This is a genomic window from Arthrobacter sp. YAF34, from assembly GCF_052113245.1.
Lineage (GTDB): Bacteria > Actinomycetota > Actinomycetes > Actinomycetales > Micrococcaceae > Arthrobacter.
In genome coordinates, this window is the sequence record NZ_JBFRCV010000006.1 from 1 (window position 1) to 17,337 (window position 17,337).

General features: G+C 68.8%; 17 protein-coding genes. 8 read left to right on the forward strand and 9 right to left on the reverse strand.

Going from position 1 to position 17,337, the window contains the following annotated elements:
- On the forward strand, nucleotides 1–830 hold an 830-nt coding region (locus AB4Y72_RS08815), incomplete at its 5' end, for a 3-hydroxyacyl-CoA dehydrogenase family protein (protein ID WP_441425787.1).
- A gap of 97 nt (nucleotides 831–927) precedes the next feature.
- On the opposite strand, the gene AB4Y72_RS08820 is transcribed toward AB4Y72_RS08815, so the two are convergent.
- The 3 genes from AB4Y72_RS08820 to AB4Y72_RS08830 are packed head-to-tail and all read right to left on the reverse strand — an operon-like array spanning nucleotide 928 to nucleotide 3,590.
- The gene (locus AB4Y72_RS08820; RefSeq protein ID WP_441425788.1) at nucleotides 928–2,124 is read right to left on the reverse strand and encodes an acetyl-CoA acetyltransferase; all 1,197 of its coding nucleotides are present in this window, start codon (nucleotides 2,122–2,124) and stop codon (nucleotides 928–930) included.
- Nucleotides 2,121–2,810 (reverse strand): CoA transferase subunit B, encoded by a 690-nt coding sequence (locus tag AB4Y72_RS08825; protein WP_441425789.1) that lies wholly within the window; start codon nucleotides 2,808–2,810, stop codon nucleotides 2,121–2,123. Before AB4Y72_RS08825 ends, AB4Y72_RS08820 begins: the two co-directional genes overlap by 4 nt.
- Nucleotides 2,811–2,852: 42 nt before the next feature.
- Nucleotides 2,853–3,590: a CoA transferase subunit A gene (locus AB4Y72_RS08830; protein WP_441425790.1), complete on the reverse strand. Its 738-nt coding sequence runs from the start codon at nucleotides 3,588–3,590 to the stop codon at nucleotides 2,853–2,855.
- A gap of 218 nt (nucleotides 3,591–3,808) precedes the next feature.
- Between AB4Y72_RS08830 and AB4Y72_RS08835 the strand changes: the two genes are divergently transcribed.
- Nucleotides 3,809–4,582, forward strand: coding sequence for an IclR family transcriptional regulator (locus tag AB4Y72_RS08835; protein ID WP_441425791.1), 774 nt, complete (start codon nucleotides 3,809–3,811; stop codon nucleotides 4,580–4,582).
- Between the two features lie 226 nt (nucleotides 4,583–4,808).
- Nucleotides 4,809–5,714 carry an NADP-dependent oxidoreductase gene (locus AB4Y72_RS08840; RefSeq protein WP_441425792.1) on the forward strand — a complete coding sequence of 302 codons (906 nt, stop codon included), beginning with the start codon at nucleotides 4,809–4,811 and terminating at the stop codon, nucleotides 5,712–5,714.
- A 150-nt stretch (nucleotides 5,715–5,864) separates the two neighbouring features.
- On the opposite strand, the gene nadE is transcribed toward AB4Y72_RS08840, so the two are convergent.
- Nucleotides 5,865–6,689, reverse strand: a complete 825-nt coding sequence (gene nadE / locus AB4Y72_RS08845; RefSeq protein WP_441425793.1) for an ammonia-dependent NAD(+) synthetase — start codon at nucleotides 6,687–6,689, stop codon at nucleotides 5,865–5,867.
- 299 nt (nucleotides 6,690–6,988) lie between these two features.
- Between nadE and AB4Y72_RS08850 the strand changes: the two genes are divergently transcribed.
- Nucleotides 6,989–8,242, forward strand: coding sequence for an FAD-dependent oxidoreductase (locus tag AB4Y72_RS08850; RefSeq protein WP_441425794.1), 1,254 nt, complete (start codon nucleotides 6,989–6,991; stop codon nucleotides 8,240–8,242).
- Nucleotides 8,243–8,342: 100 nt separating this feature from the next.
- Here the strand turns inward: AB4Y72_RS08850 and AB4Y72_RS08855 are convergent, their stop codons facing one another.
- Genes AB4Y72_RS08855 through acsA form a run of 5 tightly spaced genes read right to left on the reverse strand, consistent with a single transcriptional unit; the run spans nucleotide 8,343 to nucleotide 13,940 of the window.
- A complete protein-coding gene (locus AB4Y72_RS08855; RefSeq protein WP_441425795.1) occupies nucleotides 8,343–8,585 on the reverse strand; it encodes an acyl carrier protein in 243 nt (80 codons plus the stop codon).
- A gap of 28 nt (nucleotides 8,586–8,613) precedes the next feature.
- Nucleotides 8,614–10,014 carry a 2-oxo acid dehydrogenase subunit E2 gene (locus AB4Y72_RS08860; protein WP_441425796.1) on the reverse strand — a complete coding sequence of 467 codons (1,401 nt, stop codon included), beginning with the start codon at nucleotides 10,012–10,014 and terminating at the stop codon, nucleotides 8,614–8,616.
- Between the two features lie 7 nt (nucleotides 10,015–10,021).
- Complete coding sequence (locus AB4Y72_RS08865; RefSeq protein WP_441425797.1) at nucleotides 10,022–11,002, reverse strand: alpha-ketoacid dehydrogenase subunit beta; 981 nt, start codon at nucleotides 11,000–11,002, stop codon at nucleotides 10,022–10,024.
- Nucleotides 10,999–12,069: a pyruvate dehydrogenase (acetyl-transferring) E1 component subunit alpha gene (pdhA, locus tag AB4Y72_RS08870; RefSeq protein ID WP_441425798.1), complete on the reverse strand. Its 1,071-nt coding sequence runs from the start codon at nucleotides 12,067–12,069 to the stop codon at nucleotides 10,999–11,001. Before pdhA ends, AB4Y72_RS08865 begins: the two co-directional genes overlap by 4 nt.
- Nucleotides 12,066–13,940: an acetate--CoA ligase gene (acsA, locus tag AB4Y72_RS08875; protein WP_441425799.1), complete on the reverse strand. Its 1,875-nt coding sequence runs from the start codon at nucleotides 13,938–13,940 to the stop codon at nucleotides 12,066–12,068. The genes pdhA and acsA overlap by 4 nt, the downstream gene beginning before the upstream one ends.
- Nucleotides 13,941–14,075: 135 nt before the next feature.
- Here acsA and pyrE point away from each other — a divergent pair, with 135 nt between their 5' ends.
- The 4 genes from pyrE (at nucleotide 14,076) to AB4Y72_RS08895 (ending at nucleotide 17,328) form a co-directional block, all read left to right on the forward strand.
- Entirely contained in the window at nucleotides 14,076–14,660 is a 585-nt protein-coding gene (gene pyrE, locus AB4Y72_RS08880; protein WP_441425800.1) for an orotate phosphoribosyltransferase, read from the forward strand.
- Nucleotides 14,661–14,758: 98 nt separating this feature from the next.
- Entirely contained in the window at nucleotides 14,759–15,532 is a 774-nt protein-coding gene (locus AB4Y72_RS08885; protein ID WP_441425801.1) for a GAF and ANTAR domain-containing protein, read from the forward strand.
- A gap of 95 nt (nucleotides 15,533–15,627) precedes the next feature.
- Entirely contained in the window at nucleotides 15,628–16,173 is a 546-nt protein-coding gene (locus AB4Y72_RS08890; protein WP_441425802.1) for a hypothetical protein, read from the forward strand.
- A 114-nt stretch (nucleotides 16,174–16,287) separates the two neighbouring features.
- Nucleotides 16,288–17,328, forward strand: a complete 1,041-nt coding sequence (locus AB4Y72_RS08895) for a thioesterase domain-containing protein (protein ID WP_441425803.1) — start codon at nucleotides 16,288–16,290, stop codon at nucleotides 17,326–17,328.
- The last annotated feature ends 9 nt before the right edge of the window (nucleotides 17,329–17,337 follow it).

Genomic DNA, 17,337 nt, shown 5'->3' on the forward strand with positions numbered 1-17,337 from the left:
ACCGGCCCATCACTGTCATCGGCGGCGGCACCCTGGGCCGGCGCATCGCCTTGATGTTCTCGCTCCAAGGCGCCGAGGTGCGCGTCTACGACACGAACCTCGGGGTGGCCAAGGCCGCCATCGAGTACATCGCAACGCAGCGCCACCGCGCCGTGGAAGAGCTCGGCGGCAACCCGGCGGTCCGGCTCGCGGCCAAGGACAATCTCGCCGAGGCCCTCCAGGATTCGTGGCTCGTGGTCGAGGCGGTGCCCGAAAAGCTCGGGCTCAAGCAGGCGATCTTCGCCGACCTGGACCAGTTGGCGGCCCCGGACGCCGTGCTGGCCAGCAACTCCTCCTCGTTTGCCTCCGCCGAATTCATCGGCGGCGTGAGCAGCCCCGAGCGCGTCCTGAACATGCACTTCTACATGCCCCCGGCCGTCCGTTCGGTGGAGCTGATGTCCAGCGGCCACACCGATCCGCAGATCATGGAACTGCTCATGGCCGAGCTGCCCAAATACGCGCTGGTGCCGCACCTGGTGCGCAAGCAGAGCACCGGCTTCATCTTCAACAGGATCTGGGCGGCGATCAAGCGCGAATCCCTGCTGGTCGTGGCCGAGGGCGTCGCGGAGCCGCAGGACGTGGACGCCCTGTTCGCCGACGTCTTCAAATCCGAAACCACCCCGTTCCGTTTCATGGACGAGGTGGGCCTGGACGTGGTCCTGGACATCGAGAACCACTACTGCGAGCTGGCCGGCGTCGAGAACAAGTCGGCCCCCATGCTGGAGGAATTCATCGCCAAGGGCTGGCTGGGCGTCAAGAGCGGCCGCGGCTTCTACAACGACTACGCCTGACCCCACGGCGCCCAAGAACAACGCGGGGTCAGATCCGGCCCATAAAGTCCGCCGGAATGGGCCGTTGGTGACCCGCGTTGCCTTTTCAGACGGCTGCCTAGACGGCTTCAAGCACGCTGACGTAGTTTGCGATGCCCACGCCGCCCATGTTCTGCACCGCGGCCCGGCGGGGAGCAGCCAGCTGCATGTCCCCGGCCGTTCCGGTGAGCTGCATGGCCGCGATGACGTGCTGTGAGACGCCTGTGGCGCCCACCGGGTGGCCCTTGGCCTTGAGCCCGCCCGAGACGTTGACCGGCAGCCTGCCGTCCTTGAAGACCCAGCCTTCCTCGAGCGCCCGGGCGCCCTGGCCGCGTTCGGTCAGGCCCATGGCCTCGTACATCAGCAGTTCGGCGATGGTGAAGCAGTCGTGGACCTCCGCGAAGTCGAGGTCATCCAGCCCGACGCCGGCCATCGCCAGGGCGCGCTGCCAGGAGGCGCGCGTGGCGGCGAACTCGGTGGGGTCCCGGCGCTCGGACGGGAAGAAGTCGTTCGCCTGGCCGAAGCCGGCGAGCCGCACCGGGGCGGTGGCGCCGCCGGTGGGGGCAACGCTGAGGACGACGGCGGCGGCGCCGTCGGACACGGGGGAGCAGTCGGTGCGGCGCAGCGGATCGGCAACCATCGGGTTCTTGTCCGAGACGGTGCGGCAGAAGTCCTCGCCGAGGTCCTTGCGGAGCTGGGCGTAGGGGTTGTCCACGCCGTTGCGGTGGTTCTTCGCGGCGATGGTGCCCAGGACGTCGCCGAGCTTTCCGTTGCCGTCCCCGTAGCGCTTCCCGTAATGCTTCGCGACCTCGGCAAAGAGTCCCGTGAACCCGGTGGTGGAGGCTTTACCGGCCATGTCATAGTCCGCGCCGAGCAGGGCCGCGCCCACGACGTCGGCCCCGGCCTGGGTCATCTTTTCGGCACCGATGACGAGCACGGTCTTCGCGGTGCCGGCGAGCAGGGACTTGGTGCCTTGCTGGAACGCGGCAGAGCCGGAGGCGCAGGCGTTCTCGACCCGGGTGGAGGGGACGTTGGCCAGCTGGTCCGAGACCTGCAGGGCCAGCGAGGACGGGAAGGCCAGCGGCATCATGCCGGAGTTGAACTGGCCAAGGTAGATCTCGTCGATCTGGCCGGGCTCGATCCCTGCGTTGCCGATCGCCTCGGTGGCAACCTGCACGATCAGGGACTCGAGGGTCTCCTCGCTGAGCTTGCCGAAGCGGCTGTGCCCCCAGCCGGTGAGCAGGACGTCCTTGCCGAACTGGTCTTTGAGGCTCATGCCGTCGCTCCTTCAAGGGTGGGGGTTGCCTCTTCCAGGGCGACGGTAAACGCCGCCTCGGTCTTGGCCCGGATCTCGTCCACGGTGACGCCGGGGGCCAGGCGGGTCAGCGTCAGCTGCCGGCCGGCGCCGGGTTCATGCTTCACCAAGTCGAAGACGGCGAGGTCGCTGATGATGCGGTCCACGCAGCTGAGCCCGGTGAGCGGCAGGGTGCATTCGGCGACGATCTTGGCGGTGCCGTCCTTGGCGTTGTGCTCCGTGAGGACCACCACGCGCGGCGTGCCGGCCACGAGGTCCATGGCGCCGCCCATGCCCTTGACCATCTTGCCGGGAATGGTCCAGTTGGCGAGATCGCCGTTCCCGGAGACCTGCATGGCGCCCAGGATCGCGACCTTCACGTGGCCGCCGCGGATCATGCCGAAGGAGGTGGCGGAGTCGAAGATGCTGGCGCCGGGCAGGACCGTAACGGTCTGCTTGCCGGCGTTGATGAGATCGGCGTCTTCCTCGCCCTCGTAGGGGAAGGGCCCCATGCCGAGCAGCCCGTTCTCGCTCTGCAGGACAACGCGGACGCCGTCGGGCAGGTTGTTGGCCACCAGCGTGGGGATGCCGATGCCCAGGTTGACGTAGTCGCCGTCGTTCAGTTCTTCGGCCGCGATCGCGGCCATTTCATCTCGGGTCCAAGCCATGGTGTTTCTCCTGAAAGTGTGGGTGGCGGCGCTCAGGCCGGTTTAGGCAGAGGCGGCGGCGGATGCGGGTTCGGCAACCTCGGGGCGCGGGCGGACGGTCCGCTGTTCGATGTCCTTGGCGCGGCCGCTGGCCTGGACGAGGCGCTGCACGAACACGCCGGGGGTGACGATGTGGTTCGGGTCCAGCTGCCCGGGCTCCACGATCACCTCGGCTTCGGCGACCGTCACGACGCCGGCCGTGGCCACCACCGGGTTGAAGTTCTGGGCGGTGTAGCGGTAGATCAGGTTGCCCTCGGTGTCGGCGGTGTGGGCGTGCACGAGCGCGACGTCGGCCTTGATGGCGCGCTCCTGGACGAACGTTTCGCCGTCGAACTCGGCCAGCGGCTTGCCTTCGGCGACGAGGGTGCCCACGCCGGTCTTCGTGTAGAAGGCCGGGATGCCCGCCCCGCCGGCCCGCAGGCGCTCGGCGAGGGTGCCCTGCGGGGTGAACTCCACCTCCAATTGGCCGGCGAGGTACTGCTCGGCAAAGAGCTTGTTCTCCCCGACGTAGGAGGCGATGACCTTGCGGACCTGGCCGCCTTCGATCAGCACGCCGAGGCCCTTGCCGTCCACGCCCATGTTGTTGGAGACGACCGTCAGGTCCCTCACGCCGGAGTCCCGCACGGCCTCGATCAGGTCAGCGGGGATCCCGCTGAGGCCAAAACCGCCGACGGCGAGCGTCATGCCGTCGCGCAGCACGTCCTGCAGCGCGGCTGCTGCCCCGGATTTCACCTTTGACATTGCATCTCCTCATTGAGCTCTTCTTGCTGTCCTCGACAATCCACTTTGTGGACTCCGCATCTGAAGAAGGAGCCTATGGTGTGTCGCAGGCCACTGTCAATGCGGAAAACGGCTGTCAGATAGCGGAGTTTATAGTGTGGACGCTATGCTGAAGCGTGTCCACAATATGGATGCTATGGAGTGTTTTGGGATGTATTTCGAACCGGAATGAGGCAAGGATGAATGCTGCACCAATCCAGGGCGCCCAGGTGGTCAACCGGGTGGCCGGCCTGCTGCGGATGGTCGGCCGGAAACCGGAAGGCTGCCCGCTCGTGGAATTGGTGCGCGAATCGGGATTGACGCGCCCCACGGTGCACCGGCTGCTCAGCTCCCTGGCGGCCGAGGGACTGCTGGACCAGGATCCCGGCAGCGGCAACTGGGTCCTGGGTCCGGAGATCCTGCTGCTGGGCTCCGTGGCCTCGGCCCGCTTTCCACTGGAGGACATCGCCAGGCCGAGTCTGCGGCGCCTCGCCGAGGAGACCGGTGAAAGCGCGTTCTTCTCGATCCGCCGCGGGAACGAGACCGTGTGCCTTCTCCGGGAGGAGGGCAGCTTCCCGGTCCGTTCCTTCGTGCTGCACGAGGGGGTGCGGTTTCCTCTCGGCGTCGCCTCCGCCGGCACGGCCATCATGGCATTCCTGCCGCCGGAAGAGCAGGAAGAGCTGTTCGCGGACTGGGCCGCCCATGCCGGTAGCTTTGCGGCCGCGCACACAGAGGCTCTTGTCCGCGAGAACCTTGAGGCGACGCGGCAGGCCGGCTATTCGGTCAACCCGGGGCTGGTCCTGGAGGGCAGCTGGGGGATGGGCGCCGCGGTCTTCGACCGGCGGGGACGGCCGGCCTGGGCGCTGTCCCTGACCGGCATCGAGCCGCGCTTCAGGGAAGACCGGCGCGCCCGGCTGGGGCGGCTGCTCATGGACGAGGCCCACCGGATCTCGACGCAGCTGCAGGGCACGTGAGCGGGCAACGCCTGATGTGGGCAGCCCCGGCCGGCCATCGCGGGGCACGTTGACACGGACGCGCCGCTGGTCGACGCCGGGGGTGCCGGGCCGGGGCTCAAAGTGCCCCCGGACGGCCCAGGCTACCTCGGGCAGGTCCCTAGTCTCGAGGCTCTTGCGCAGGCGCCCGTTGTGCCAGAAGCTGGCAGCAGGCCGCAATCGCGTCGTGCCGAAGGAGCGCAGCCTCATGAAAAGCACCAGGATCTCTTTCGATCACTACGGCAGCTCGGACGTCGTCACCGTGGGCGATGAGGACCTGCCGGCGCCGGGGGAGAGCGAGGTCCAGGTGGGAATCCGCGCAGTCGCCGTCAACCCGGTGGACTGGAAAGTCGTTGCCGGCCACCTGGAGCGCTACCTTCCCCTGGACCTCCCAGCAGTTCCCGGCTGTGAGGCGGCAGGAACGGTGACCGCCGTCGGCCCCGGCGGAACCGGGTTCGAGGTGGGCGACGAGGTCATCTGGAATGGCATTTCCGGTGGCTACCGCTCCGTGGCCAATCTTCCGGCCAGCCAGCTGACGCCAAAGCCCGCGGGCATCGAGTTTGAGCAGGCGGCCTGCGTCGCGATCGCTGGCGGCACAGCGTATTCGGCGCTGGTCCAGCTCGGCATTGGCGTGGGGGACACGGTCCTCATCCACGGCGCAGCGGGCGGGGTCGGCTCGGCGGCAGTCCAGATCGCGCGGCACCTCGGCGCCAGGGTCATTGGCACCGCCTCAGAGCAGAATCATGACTATCTGCGCGGCCTCGGCGCCGAACCGGTGGTTTATGGCGATGGGCTCGTGGAACGCGTCCGCACCCTGGGCACCATTACCGCCGTCGTGGACACCTTTGGAGGGGAGGCGACGACGACGGCGACGGTTCAGTTGCTCGGTGGTCACGGCGCCGCGGTGACCACTGTGCCCGGCAAAGAGGCCAACGCCGCCGGCATTGCACCGGTCAGGCTGCTGGACGGACGGGTAGCGGAGGCGGCCCGGCTGTCCGCCGATGGAAAGCTCCGCTTCAGCATCCAGGAGCGGATTCCCCTCACCGATGCGGCCCGGGCGCTGGGCATCAGCCGCGCAGGCCACGTCCGGGGCAAGCTCGTGCTGATCCCGTAACTGGAACCTCAGCGGGGCCAAGAGCACCCGGCCAGAACATCGAGGCAAAGAAGCCGGCCGCGGGGCACATTGACACGGGCACGCCGGTCGTTGACGGCGGAGAGGTCAAGAAACGGCTCAAAGTGCCCCGCGGAGACACCTACCTCCGCGTTACTGCTTCCACCAGGTGTCGAAAATCGTCACCGGCACCGTGCGCTTGTGCCGGGTCCGCAGGTACAGCGTCTCGATCCGCTCCGCAACGGTATCCGGGACTTCGCGGCCCTCGAGGTAGTCATCGATCAGGTCATAGCTCAGGCCGAGTTCGTCCTCGTCGGTGCGGCCGGGCTTGCCGTCCAGGAGGTCCGCCGTCGGGATCTTTTCCCAGATCCGGGCCGGCGCGCCGAGCTCGGCCAGCAGCGCACGGTTCTGGCGCTTGTTGAGGCCGAACAGCGGCAGGATGTCCGCGCCGCCGTCGCCGAACTTGGTGAAGAATCCGGTGACGGACTCGGCGCCGTGGTCCGTGCCGATCACCAGGTAGTTGTGCTCGCCGGCCAGGGCGTATTGGGCGATCATCCGGGTCCGGGCCTTGGTGTTGCCCTTGTGGAAATCGGAGATCTCCGCGCCGACGGTCTTCTGGAACTCGTCCTCGAAACCGTCCACCGCGGCCGAGATATTGAACGTCCATTCGGTCTTGGCGGACACGAAGTCCAGGGCCGCCTGGGCATCGTCCTCGTCGTGCTGGACGCCATAGGGGAGCCGAACGGCCACGAAGTTCGCCTCGACGCCCTCGGCCTCAAGTTCCTCGACCGCCAACTGGGCCAGCCGGCCGGCGAGGGAAGAGTCCAGGCCGCCCGAGATGCCCAGGACAAAGCCCTTGGTGCCGGTGGCCGCCAGGTATTCCTTGAGGAACGTCACGCGTTTGCGCACCTCCCCGGCGGGGTCGATCCGGGGCTGCACGCCCATTTCTTCAATGATCTTGGCCTGGAGTTCACGCATGCCCCTCAGCCTAGCCAGCGGTGTCAACCGCGCTCAACTATTGCAGCCGACCCAGGCCCGACTGCCAGCACGGCCCGCGGCCCGGCTGGCCGTTCGGCGTCGGGCGGGCGGTTCCGGCGTCGGCGGGCGGGTAGCGGACGGCTTCAGGGCCGGAATGCGCTACGGTCCTCGACGGCCGCTGCGCTTTCGGACCGGCGCTACGCGGATCCCCGCCGCGCGGGTCAGAAACCGCAGCGCGGGTCCGAAACCGCCGCGACAACCCCCTCCCGCAGCACCACCGGCAGGCGTACCGTGGGGCCATGGAAAAGACCGGTTGCGCGGTGGTGGGCGGTGGTCCTGCGGGGATGATGCTCGGCCTGCTCCTGGCCCGGGCCGGGGTGCGGGTCACAGTGTTGGAGAAGCACTCGGATTTCCTGCGCGACTTCCGCGGCGACACGGTGCACCCCTCCACCATCCGGCTGATTGACGAGCTGGGCCTCGGCCAGGAATTCCGCCGGCTGCCGCAGAGCCGCCTGAAGAATGTCGCGCTTCCGGTCCCGGGCGGCCCGCCGGTAACGATGGGCGATTTTGACGCCCTGCCGCCGCCGTACAACTACGTGGCCATGATGCCGCAGTGGGATTTCCTGAATTTCCTCGCCGCCGCCGCAGCCGAGGAACCGGGGTTCACGCTGCTCATGAACCACACGGCCACCGGTCTGGTCCGCAACGGCGGCCGCGTCCGCGGCGTCCGTCTCCGCACCCCGGACGGCACGGCGGACGAACTCCTGGCGGATTTGGTGGTCGCTACGGACGGCCGCCATTCCGCCCTGCGCACCGCCGCCGGGCTGGCACCGAAAGAGTTTCCGGTGCCCTTCGACACCTGGTGGTTCCGGCTGCCCCGGTATCCCGCCGAAACCGGCGAGGTCGCCGGACTGGTCCCGGCGTTCGGCCCTGGCGAGGCGATGGTGGCCCTGTTCCGCAACGACTACTACCAAATGGGCTACCTCGCCCCGAAGGGCGCAGACGCCCGGATCCGCGCCGAAGGCGTCGAAGGATTCCGAGGGCGGATCGCGGCCCTCCGCCCAGACCTCGCCGACCGCGTGGACGCCATCCGATCCCTCGATGACCTCCACTGGCTGGACGTGCGCCTGAACCGGCTGCACTCGTGGCACATCAACGGGCTGCTCTGCATCGGCGACGCCGCGCATGCGATGTCCCCGGCCGGCGGGGTCGGCATCAATCTCGCCATCCAGGACGCGGTGGCCGCCGCCAACTACCTTGCCCCCGCCCTGCTCCGGGGCCGGGTGACCGCGGCGGACCTGAAGAAAGTCGAACGACGGCGGCGGCTGCCCACCTTCATCGTGCAGAGCGCCCAACGGCTCATGCAGCGCGCGGTCTTCGGCCCGATCATGGCCGGGAAGCGGACAAAAGTTCCTGCGGCGGCGCTCTTCGTGGCCCGCCGCGTTCCTGCGGTCCGCACCATCGTTCCCCGGTTCATTGCCTTTGGTCCGCGGCCCGAGCACGCGCCGGCGTTCGCGCGGCGGGCCGAACCCCGGCCGCAGAGGCAGCCGTAGCTGCACACCAAGCCATGCAGGGCCAGGCTTCGCCCCGTCGAGTGCTCCGTAACCGCCCCTTAGGCCCCCAAAAGGGCCGTTATGGAGCAGTCGATGGGGGTCAGCCGTGCGCCGCGAGGTAGCCGATGAGGCCTTTGACGGTGGCGACGGCCGGATAGTCGCGCTCCGGAATGTCGACGCCGGTGGCCGTATCGATGGTTTCCACAAGCCGCAGGAAATCCAGCGAATCGAGCTCCAGGTCCTGGCGCAGCCGGGCGCCCTCGTCGACGTCGTCGAGGTCGACGTCGGGTGCCACCGCGCCGATGGCGGCGTGCACCGCCGCCCGGGCGTCCTGTTCGTTCATGGTTCCTCAGCTTTCCTGGCGTTGGGTTTCACAGGTTCTCCGGTTCCTGCAGCAGCTCGTTGATCCGGACGAGATAGCGGCCGCCGCGCAGCCCGTCGCTGACCCTGTGGTCCGCGGAGAGCGTGGCAATGACGGCGTGACGGACCCCGAGCAGACCGTTCTCGGCCCACGGTTGTTCCATCACCCGGCCCAAGCCCAGCATGGCGACCTGGGGCGGATAGATCACCCCGTACACACTGTCCACGCCGAGGTCCCCGAGGTTGGTCACCGTCAGCGTGGGATCTGCCATCTCGGCGCGCTGCAGCCGTCCCGCGCGGGCCCGGCTGACAAGATCCCGCAGCTGCTCCATCAGCACGTCCAGGGGCAAGGTGTCGGCGTCGTGGATTGCGGGGGCCACCAGGCCGCCCTGGCGGAGGGCCACCGCGACGCCCAGGTGCACCGCCGCGCTGGGCCGGAACCCGCCGTCGTCGTAGAAGCCGTTGACCTCGGGCACATCCCGCGCCGCCAGCGCCGCCGCTTTGAGCAGGAGCGCTGACGGGACCAGCCGGGCGGCGACGGGCCGGTGCGCGTTGACGGACTGCATCCAGTCGACGGCGGCCCGCAGGTCCAGTGTGGTGCTGAGGTAATAGTGCGGGATGGTCTGCTTCGAGCGCGTCATCAGGGCGCCGATGGCCCGGCGCAGGCTGGCCACGCGCTCGCGGGCCTCCGCCGAAGGCTTTCCCTTTGCTGGAGCTGCCGGTGCTGCCGGTGTTTCCGCTGCCCGCGCAGCGCCTTCCCCGGCCGCGGCGCCCTGCACATCAGCCACGGTCACCGCACCGTCCGGGCCGGTGCCGGTCACGGTGGAAAGGGCGATCCCCAGCTCCGCCGCCAGCCGCCTGGCCCGTGGGGAGGAACGCACCCGGCCCGCGCTGCCGGGCCGGGCTGCCACCGCGTGTTCCACGTCCGCGCGGGTGACGGCGCCGTCCTTGCCGGTGCCGTGGATTCTGCCGGTGTCCACACCCAACCGGTGCGCCAGATGCCGCACGGGAGGCGCGATAGGCGCACCCTGCGACCGGCCGGGCGTCTCCGGAATCTGCGGGATCTGAGGCGGCCCCGCAGACGGGCCGGGCGCCTCCGGAATCTGCGGCGGGACCTGAAGCGGCCCCGCAGCGGCTTTGGCCGGCGCCCGTGCCGGGAGTGCCTCATGAACCGGAGCCCCGACCTCGGCCGGGGTCTGGGTGATCACGGCCAGCGGGGTTCCCACCGGGACGGTTTCGCCGATGCCGACTAGGAGGTCCGCCACGACCCCCTCCTGGAAGGACTCCACATCCATGACCGTCTTGTCGGTGTCCACGACGGCCACGAGATCGCCGCGGCGCACATAGTCGCCGGGCTTGACCAGCCATTCGACGATCTTGCCGTGCTCCATATCGGCCCCGAGTGAGGGCATCAGGAAGTCACCCACCGATGTCCACCGTCGCTTTGGCCGCGGCCACGATCCGTTCCGTGGACGGCAGGGCGGCCAGTTCCAGGTGCTTCGCGTAGGGGATCGGCACCTCGGCGCTGCAGACCCGGCCCACGGGCGCGTCGAGGTCGAAGAACGCCTGCTCGGTGATCCGCGCACTCACCTCGGCGGACAGGCTGCCGCTGCGCCAACCCTCGTCGATCACCACGGCGCGGTGCGTCCGCGCCACGGACGCGAGGATGGCGGCGTCGTCGAGCGGGCGGAGCGTGCGCAGGTCCAGGACCTCGGCGTCGATTTTGTCGGCCGCCAGTTGCTCCGCGGCGTCGAGTACCGCGGGGAGGGTCCCGCCGTAGGTGATCAGAGAGATGTCGTTGCCAGGTCGCCGGATGGCGGCGGTGCTGATATCCACGGCCCCGGCGTCGTCGGCCAGCTCCCCGGCGACGTTGTACAGCGAACCGTGCTCGAAGATCAGCACGGGGTCCGGGTCCTGCAGGGCCGTCCACAGCATCCCGCGGGCATCTTCGAGGGTGGCCGGAGCGAGGATCCGCAGACCCGGAATGTGGGCGTACCAGCCCTCGAGGCTGTGCGAGTGCTGGGCGCCGAGCTGGCGGCCCGCGCCGGTGGTCATCCGGATCACGAGCGGCACGTTGAACTGGCCGCCGGACATGTGCAGCAAGGTGGCGGCGTTGTTCACGATCTGATCGAGGGCGAGCAGGCTGAAGTTGACGGTCATGATTTCCACGATCGGGCGCATGCCGCCCAGCGCGGCCCCGATCCCGGCACCGACGAAGCCGGATTCCGACAGCGGGGTATCGCGGATCCGGTCCGGGCCGAACTCCTCCAGCAGGCCCAGGCTGACGGCGAACGAGCCGCCGTAGGCGCCCACGTCCTCGCCCATCAGGAATACGCGCTCGTCGCGGATCAGGGCGTCGCGGATGCCCGCCCGGAGCGCTTCGCGGTAGCTGGATTTCATGGCGTTCCTGTTCCCTTCCCGGCACGCCGCCGTGCGGCCGCCGAGCGGGTTGCTGTGTCCGTGCCCTCGTCGCCGCCGCGCTCGCTGTAGACAAAACGGGTCAGTTCTTCCACCGGTTCCGGCGTTCCGGCCTCGGCGAAGTCGACGGCGGCCGCGACTTCCGCCTGGACGTCAGCCTGCAGCTGCTCCCAGTCGGCGGCCGAGAGCTGGCCTGCTGCTTCCAGGGTGGCGCGCAGCAGCATGATGGGGTCCCGTTCCATCCACCGGGCCACCTCCTCCTTGGTCCGGTAGCGTTCGGGATCGAACATGGAGTGGGCCCGGAAGCGATAGGTCCGCAGCTCCAGGAAATGCGGTCCGCCGCCTGAGCGCACCGCGTCCACGGCTCGGCGGGCAGCCTCCTGGACAGCCAGGACGTCCATGCCGTCCACCGCCCAGGCGGGGATCTCGTAGGCGGCGGCCTTGAGCGCAATGTCCGTCTGGGACTCCGAACGCACCAGCGCGGTGCCCATGGCGTAGAGATTGTTCTCGCAGCAGAACAGCACTGGCAGCTGCCAGAGAGCCGCCAGGTTGAGGCTCTCGTGGAAGGCGCCTTCGGCCACGGCCCCTTCGCCGAAGAAGCACACCGTGACGTTGGAACGCCCCGCCATCTTGTCCGCGAGGGCCAGGCCGACGGCGAGCGGAAGGCCGCCGGCGACGATCGCGTTGCCGCCGAAGAAGCGGGTGGCGGCGTCGAAGAGGTGCATGGACCCGCCGCGGCCGCGGCAGCATCCTTCGACGTGGCCGTACATTTCGGCGAGGATCGCGCCGGCCGAGACGCCCCGGAGCAGGGCGTGGCCGTGTTCCCGGTACGTCGCGACGACGGCGTCCTCCGGGGCCAGGGAAGCCATGACGCCGGCGGCTACGGCTTCCTCGCCGATGTAGACGTGCAGGAAGCCGCGGATCTTGGCCGCGCTGTAGAGCTCGACGCACTTCTCTTCGAGCTGGCGGACGCGCAGCATCTGCAGCAGCAGGTGCCGGCCGTGGGCCGCGTCCACGGGGCCCCCGCGCGGGACTGCGGTGCCGGTCATTTCGGGGCCCGCTCTGTGCTGGCCGGCTCTGTGCTGGTCCGCTCTGTGGCGGCCGGGTCTGGCGCGGCCTGGGGCGTCTCGATGGTGGAGGTGTCACCCTCCGGCAGGCCGAGCTCGCGCGCCTTGAGCAGGCGCCGGAGGATCTTCCCGCTGCGGGTCTTGGGCAGCGCTGTGGTGAAGTCCAGCAGCCGCGGCGCGACGGCGGGGCCCAGCCGCTTGCGGGCGAAGCCGATGATGTCCAGCGCCAGCTCCCCGGACGGCTCCCAGCCGGTCCGGAGCTCAACAAAGGCCTTGACCACCTCGCCGGCCACGGGGTCCGGGACCCCGATCACGCCGGCCTCGGCCACGGCCGGATGCTCCATGAGGGAACTCTCCACCTCGAACGGCCCGATCAGGTGCCCCGAGGACTTGATGACGTCGTCGCCCCGGCCGACAAACCAGTAGTAGCCGTCGGCGTCGCGTTTGGCGAGATCCCCGGTCAGGTACCAGCCGCCCGCGAAGCAGCGGCGGTAACGCTCCTCCTCATGCAGATAGCCGCGGAACATGGACGGCCAGCCGGGCCGGAGGGCCAGTTCTCCCATGGTGTCCGGGGCCGTGACGAGGACCGCTGCGCCGTCGCGGATGACGGGCTTGCCGTCCGCGTCCCGGACCACGAGGGCCGCCTCGACTCCGGGCAGCGGCCGTCCCATGGACCCGGGCCGGATCTCGGTACCGGCGAAGTTGGAAATCATGATGCCGCCCGTTTCGGTCTGCCACCAGTTGTCATGCACCGGCTGCCCGAACGCCTCCTGCCCCCACACCACCACTTCCGGGTTGAGCGGCTCGCCGACGCTGGCGACGAAACGCAGGGCGGAGAGGTCGTGGCCCGCGGCGCGGCCGGCCCCGGCCTTCATGAGCATTCGCAAGGCCGTCGGGGCCGTGTACCAGACGGTGACCCGCTGTTCGGCCAGGATCCGGTACCAGCGGTCCGCGTCCATTTCCTCCTCGTCCACGATGGCCGTCACCCCGTGGCTCAGGGGTGCGATCACGCCGTAGGAGGTTCCCGTGACCCAGCCCGGGTCGGCCGTGCACCAGTAAACGTCTCCGGGGTGCAGGTCCAGGGCGAAGGTGCCGGTCGCGTGGTGGGCGGTCACGGCGTCGTGCACGTGGATGGCGCCCTTCGGGGTGCCGGTGGTGCCGGACGTGAAGTGCAACAGGGCCATGTCCTCCGGCTGGGTGACCGCGATCTCACTGTCCGGCGGTGCCTCGCGCATGAGGGCGGCCAGGTCGAGGGTTCCGGGTTCGGGATCGCCGTCGGCGTCGACCAGCAGGACGTGCTGGAGGTCCGGGAGCTGCCTGCGGAGCTGGGCGATCTTCCGGCGGTACAGCGCCCGGGTGGTGACCAGTGCCCGGCCGGAGCCCAGTATGAGGCGCTGCCTTACCGGCTCGGGGCCGAAGGCTGAGAACAGGGGGCAGAACACGCTCGCGTTCTTGAACGTGCCGAGGACTGCGATGTACAGGGCCGGCCCGCGGCCGGTGAGGGAGAAGACCCGGTCCCCGCGGCCGACACCAAGGCCGCGCAGGACAGCGGCGAAGCGGTTGGTCTGTTCGGCCAGCCCGGCGTAGCTCAACGAATGGGTGCTGCCGTCGGCCCGGACGAACCGCAGGGCCTCCCGCGCGGCCCCGCTGCCGGCCGCGTGCCGGTCCACCGCCTCGTAGGCGATGTTCAGGCCGCGGCCGCCGGGGAGCCCTGACAGGGCGCGCCTGGCTTCATCCCAGGTGAAGGCCGCACACGCCGCGTCATAATCCACCAGGTTTGGCCGGACCCGGAAACTGCCGGGGTCTTTGGTGATCGCAGGCCAGCGGGTGGATGGTTCGGTTCCTGCCGTCATGCTTCCATCGGACTCCCGGGTGCCGGTGCCGCCAAGAGTACAAGGTCCCGGGCCGCTGACCCCGCGCCCGGTGTCCCCGACACACAGGGAGCCCGGCTGGGAATCCGTGACCGGCCAGCCACTAAACTGGGAGCCATGACTGCCACCCGTGACTTCGCAGCCGATGCTGCCGCTGCCCGTGCCCGACTCCTGGAACTGATCAAGGAACTGGCGGTCGTCCGCGGCAAGGTCATCCTCTCGTCCGGCGCGGAGGCCGACTACTACATTGACCTGCGCCGCATCACCCTGCACCACGAGGCCTCCAAGCTGGTGGGGCAGGTCATGCTCTCACTGCTGGACGACGCCGGGATCGATTTCGAGTGCGCCGGCGGACTCACCATGGGGGCAGACCCCGTGGGCACCGCGGTCATGCACGCCGCCGTCGACGCCGGGCGCCCGGTAGACGCCTTCGTCGTCCGGAAGGCACAGAAGTCCTACGGCATGGGACGCCAGGTGGAGGGCCCCGCAGTGGAAGGGCGCAAGGTCCTGGTCCTGGAGGATACGTCGACCACCGGCGGCTCCGCGCTGACCGCCGTCGAAGGTGTCCGCAAAGCCGGCGGCAACGTGGTGGCCGTCGCCGTGATCGTGGACCGCGACACGGGAGCCAAAGAAAAGATCGAAGCCGAAGCCGGTGTTCCGTACCTCTTCGCTTTCGGCAAGGATGAGCTGGGCCTCAGCTAGCCGTTACTCCTGCGGCGTACACAGGTAGACGGTGTCTGGGGGGTGACTTATCATTTCTTAAATACCCCCGTCCGTACCCGCCCCTGGAGAAACGCGACATGCTCCCGCCCAATGAAGCCCTGACGACTGACTCCATCAGTTCTGTCGATCAGATCCAGAACCTGATCCTCGACAGCACGGACTTCGAAGAATTCCTCAACGAGCTGGCGCGTTTTTCCGCGCACCAGGTCGCGGGCTCCGGCGACGACGCGCTGTGCGGAATTACCCTGCTGCGGGACCGCAAGGCCGCCACGATCGGGTGGAGCAGCGATTCCGCGCGGGAGGTCGACGAGATCCAGTACTCGCTGTCCCAGGGCCCCTGCCTCACGGCCGCCAAGGAGGAACGGGAAGTCTACGTCCCGGACCTCTTCGACGAGGACCGCTGGGGCCCGGACTACGCCACGGCGGTGGCCTCGCACGGGCTGCGCTCGGTGTTGTCGGTGCCATTCCACCTCCAGGGCGAAGCCCAGGCGGCCCTGAATCTTTACTCCGACGTTCCGCACAAATTCGACGGCGACGTCGCGGCCCGGGCGCGCGGGTACACCCGCGAAATCTCCCAGGCCCTGCGGCTGGCTGTCCGGTTCTCCCTGCACACGGACAGCGCCACCAACCTGCGCGCCACGCTGGAGTCCCGGACTGTCATCGACATGGCGATCGGGATCGTCATGGCGCAGAACCGCTGCGACCAGGAAACGGCGGTCCGGATCCTCACCGACGCCTCCAGCAACGGCAATGTGAAGCTGCGCGATATCGCCACATCGCTGGTCCAGTCCGTCGGCGGAACCGGCACGCGGACCCACTACGAGGAGCCGGGCCGGCGACAGGCGGTCTGAACCGGCAGCCGGCGATGACTTGTGCGCCGAGAACAGCGAGGATACGCTGGATGCGGTTGAGCCGTCGGCCATAGTCATCCTTCTTTGGAGTACCTATGGACCAGTCTCTGCAAGCCCACGTTAAACTCGATGTCACTTCGGATGTCGTCCGGATCGATGTCCGGGGGAGCCTCACGCAGGCCTCCCGTCCCTCCCTGATGCAGATCATCCAGCGTGTTCGCCGCATGGGCATCACCGCGCACATCCGCGTCGACCTCGGCCGGGCCGCGTTCGTGGAATCAGGGGCGCTGGCCGGCCTGCGCAACGATCTCAACGCGATCGACGGCAGCACCTCCGGCTCGGAGACCGCCGGCATGCCGGCCCCCGGCGGCGTCTCCCTGGAACTGAGCCTGCGCGTCGATGACTCCGCCGCGATGCAGACACTGGACATGTCCGGTGAATTCCTCGCCTCGGTTGACCCCTCGGGCACCCGCCGGCTGACCCGGTTCTCCGACGACGAGCTCCTCGCCGCGAGCGACTCCGTCTTCGGCCTGCTCGATGACCCCTCAGACATGGCCCGCTCAGAACTCTTGGCGACCTATGACGAGATCGGTATGGAAATCAGCCGCCGCGAGGTCGGCCGCGAGCCCGAACCCGCGTAGCCGCGGGCTCCGAACCGCGCCGATGACGGCCTGGGACCGCGATTCCGGCCGCGTTCCATCCCTTCGTGCCGGTCCCGTTTCTCATCCCCGCCGGAGCGTGGATACGGTAGTCATGTGCCGGCCGAAATGGAACCGAACCATCCGCGAGGCCCCGGCCCTGCCGAGGCCCGCCTGCTCCGCCACGCCGTGGAGCTCAAACGGTTTTCCCGACGCACTTTCCTGATCGGCGCCGGGTCCGCGTCCCTGCTGGCGGCGGACATGCTGTTCACGCAGCACGTGCAGAACGAGCGGCGCGTCAACCGGATCCTTGAAGTGAGCGACGACGTCGCCGAATTGTATTTCCCGCACGCCAGCTGGATCCTGTTCCCCGGCTACAAGACCAGCTGGGAGGAGGCCCTGTGGATCCTGAACGCCCTGCGCGGCTCGCTGAACAAAAGGGGCCAGCTCGCCGCCGTCGGGTATTCCAACAACGGCCTGGACATCGACGAGGTGGTGATTGCCGTAATCGAGCACGTCCGCGCCCACCAGCTGACCACTCTCTATTTCTACGGCCACAGTTTCGGCGGCATGGTCGCAACCCAGGTGGCCGCCCGGCTGCGCGAGCTCCACGGCGTCGAAGTGGCGTTCATCCTGCTCGACTCCAGCCCCGAGAGCCGGCACGACGTGCTGGACCAGAGCTGGTTCGAGGGCGTGGTGCTGCTCTATGAGAGCGGTTTCCGCTTCCCCTCGGTGCTGCGCGGGGGCTACGAGCTCGGCGAGAGGATGCTGCACAAGAATGAGCGCAGCTGGGGCCAGGTGGTGGACCAGACCTTGGAGCAGTTGTCGCCAATCGCGCCCTCCAGCGTGCTGATCCAATCCGAATCCGCTTACATCTACCACTTTGACGCCAGCCGCTTCGTCGGGAAGCTGGGCGGCACCAAGATGGCGTTCATTGGCAACCCCGGGGACAAGACCGTGGATTACGAGTCTGCCCGGGACTCGTGGTCACTGACCTTCAAAGCCAACATGGTCTCGGATGACCTGCGAACGGACGGCGCCAGGCCGGAGCACGCGAGCCCCGGTTGGAGCCCGTTCATCTACCGGCCCATCATCGAAAAACTCCAGGACGACTTCTTCCCGCTGCCGGGCGGCGGCGGGAAGAAGACCGCGTTCTGATGCATCCCG

Bases quoted from the DNA above. Each gene is read 5' to 3' on its own strand.
- AB4Y72_RS08820 (WP_441425788.1), bottom strand. From the start codon at position 2,124: ATGAGCCTCAAAGACCAGTTCGGCAAGGACGTCCTGCTCACCGGCTGG.
- AB4Y72_RS08825 (WP_441425789.1), bottom strand. From the start codon at position 2,810: ATGGCTTGGACCCGAGATGAAATGGCCGCGATCGCGGCCGAAGAACTG.
- AB4Y72_RS08830 (WP_441425790.1), bottom strand. From the start codon at position 3,590: ATGTCAAAGGTGAAATCCGGGGCAGCAGCCGCGCTGCAGGACGTGCTG.
- AB4Y72_RS08835 (WP_441425791.1), top strand. From the start codon at position 3,809: ATGAATGCTGCACCAATCCAGGGCGCCCAGGTGGTCAACCGGGTGGCC.
- AB4Y72_RS08840 (WP_441425792.1), top strand. From the start codon at position 4,809: ATGAAAAGCACCAGGATCTCTTTCGATCACTACGGCAGCTCGGACGTC.
- nadE (WP_441425793.1), bottom strand. From the start codon at position 6,689: ATGCGTGAACTCCAGGCCAAGATCATTGAAGAAATGGGCGTGCAGCCC.
- AB4Y72_RS08850 (WP_441425794.1), top strand. From the start codon at position 6,989: ATGGAAAAGACCGGTTGCGCGGTGGTGGGCGGTGGTCCTGCGGGGATG.
- AB4Y72_RS08855 (WP_441425795.1), bottom strand. From the start codon at position 8,585: ATGAACGAACAGGACGCCCGGGCGGCGGTGCACGCCGCCATCGGCGCG.
- AB4Y72_RS08860 (WP_441425796.1), bottom strand. From the start codon at position 10,014: ATGCCCTCACTCGGGGCCGATATGGAGCACGGCAAGATCGTCGAATGG.
- AB4Y72_RS08865 (WP_441425797.1), bottom strand. From the start codon at position 11,002: ATGAAATCCAGCTACCGCGAAGCGCTCCGGGCGGGCATCCGCGACGCC.
- pdhA (WP_441425798.1), bottom strand. From the start codon at position 12,069: ATGACCGGCACCGCAGTCCCGCGCGGGGGCCCCGTGGACGCGGCCCAC.
- acsA (WP_441425799.1), bottom strand. From the start codon at position 13,940: ATGACGGCAGGAACCGAACCATCCACCCGCTGGCCTGCGATCACCAAA.
- pyrE (WP_441425800.1), top strand. From the start codon at position 14,076: ATGACTGCCACCCGTGACTTCGCAGCCGATGCTGCCGCTGCCCGTGCC.
- AB4Y72_RS08885 (WP_441425801.1), top strand. From the start codon at position 14,759: ATGCTCCCGCCCAATGAAGCCCTGACGACTGACTCCATCAGTTCTGTC.
- AB4Y72_RS08890 (WP_441425802.1), top strand. From the start codon at position 15,628: ATGGACCAGTCTCTGCAAGCCCACGTTAAACTCGATGTCACTTCGGAT.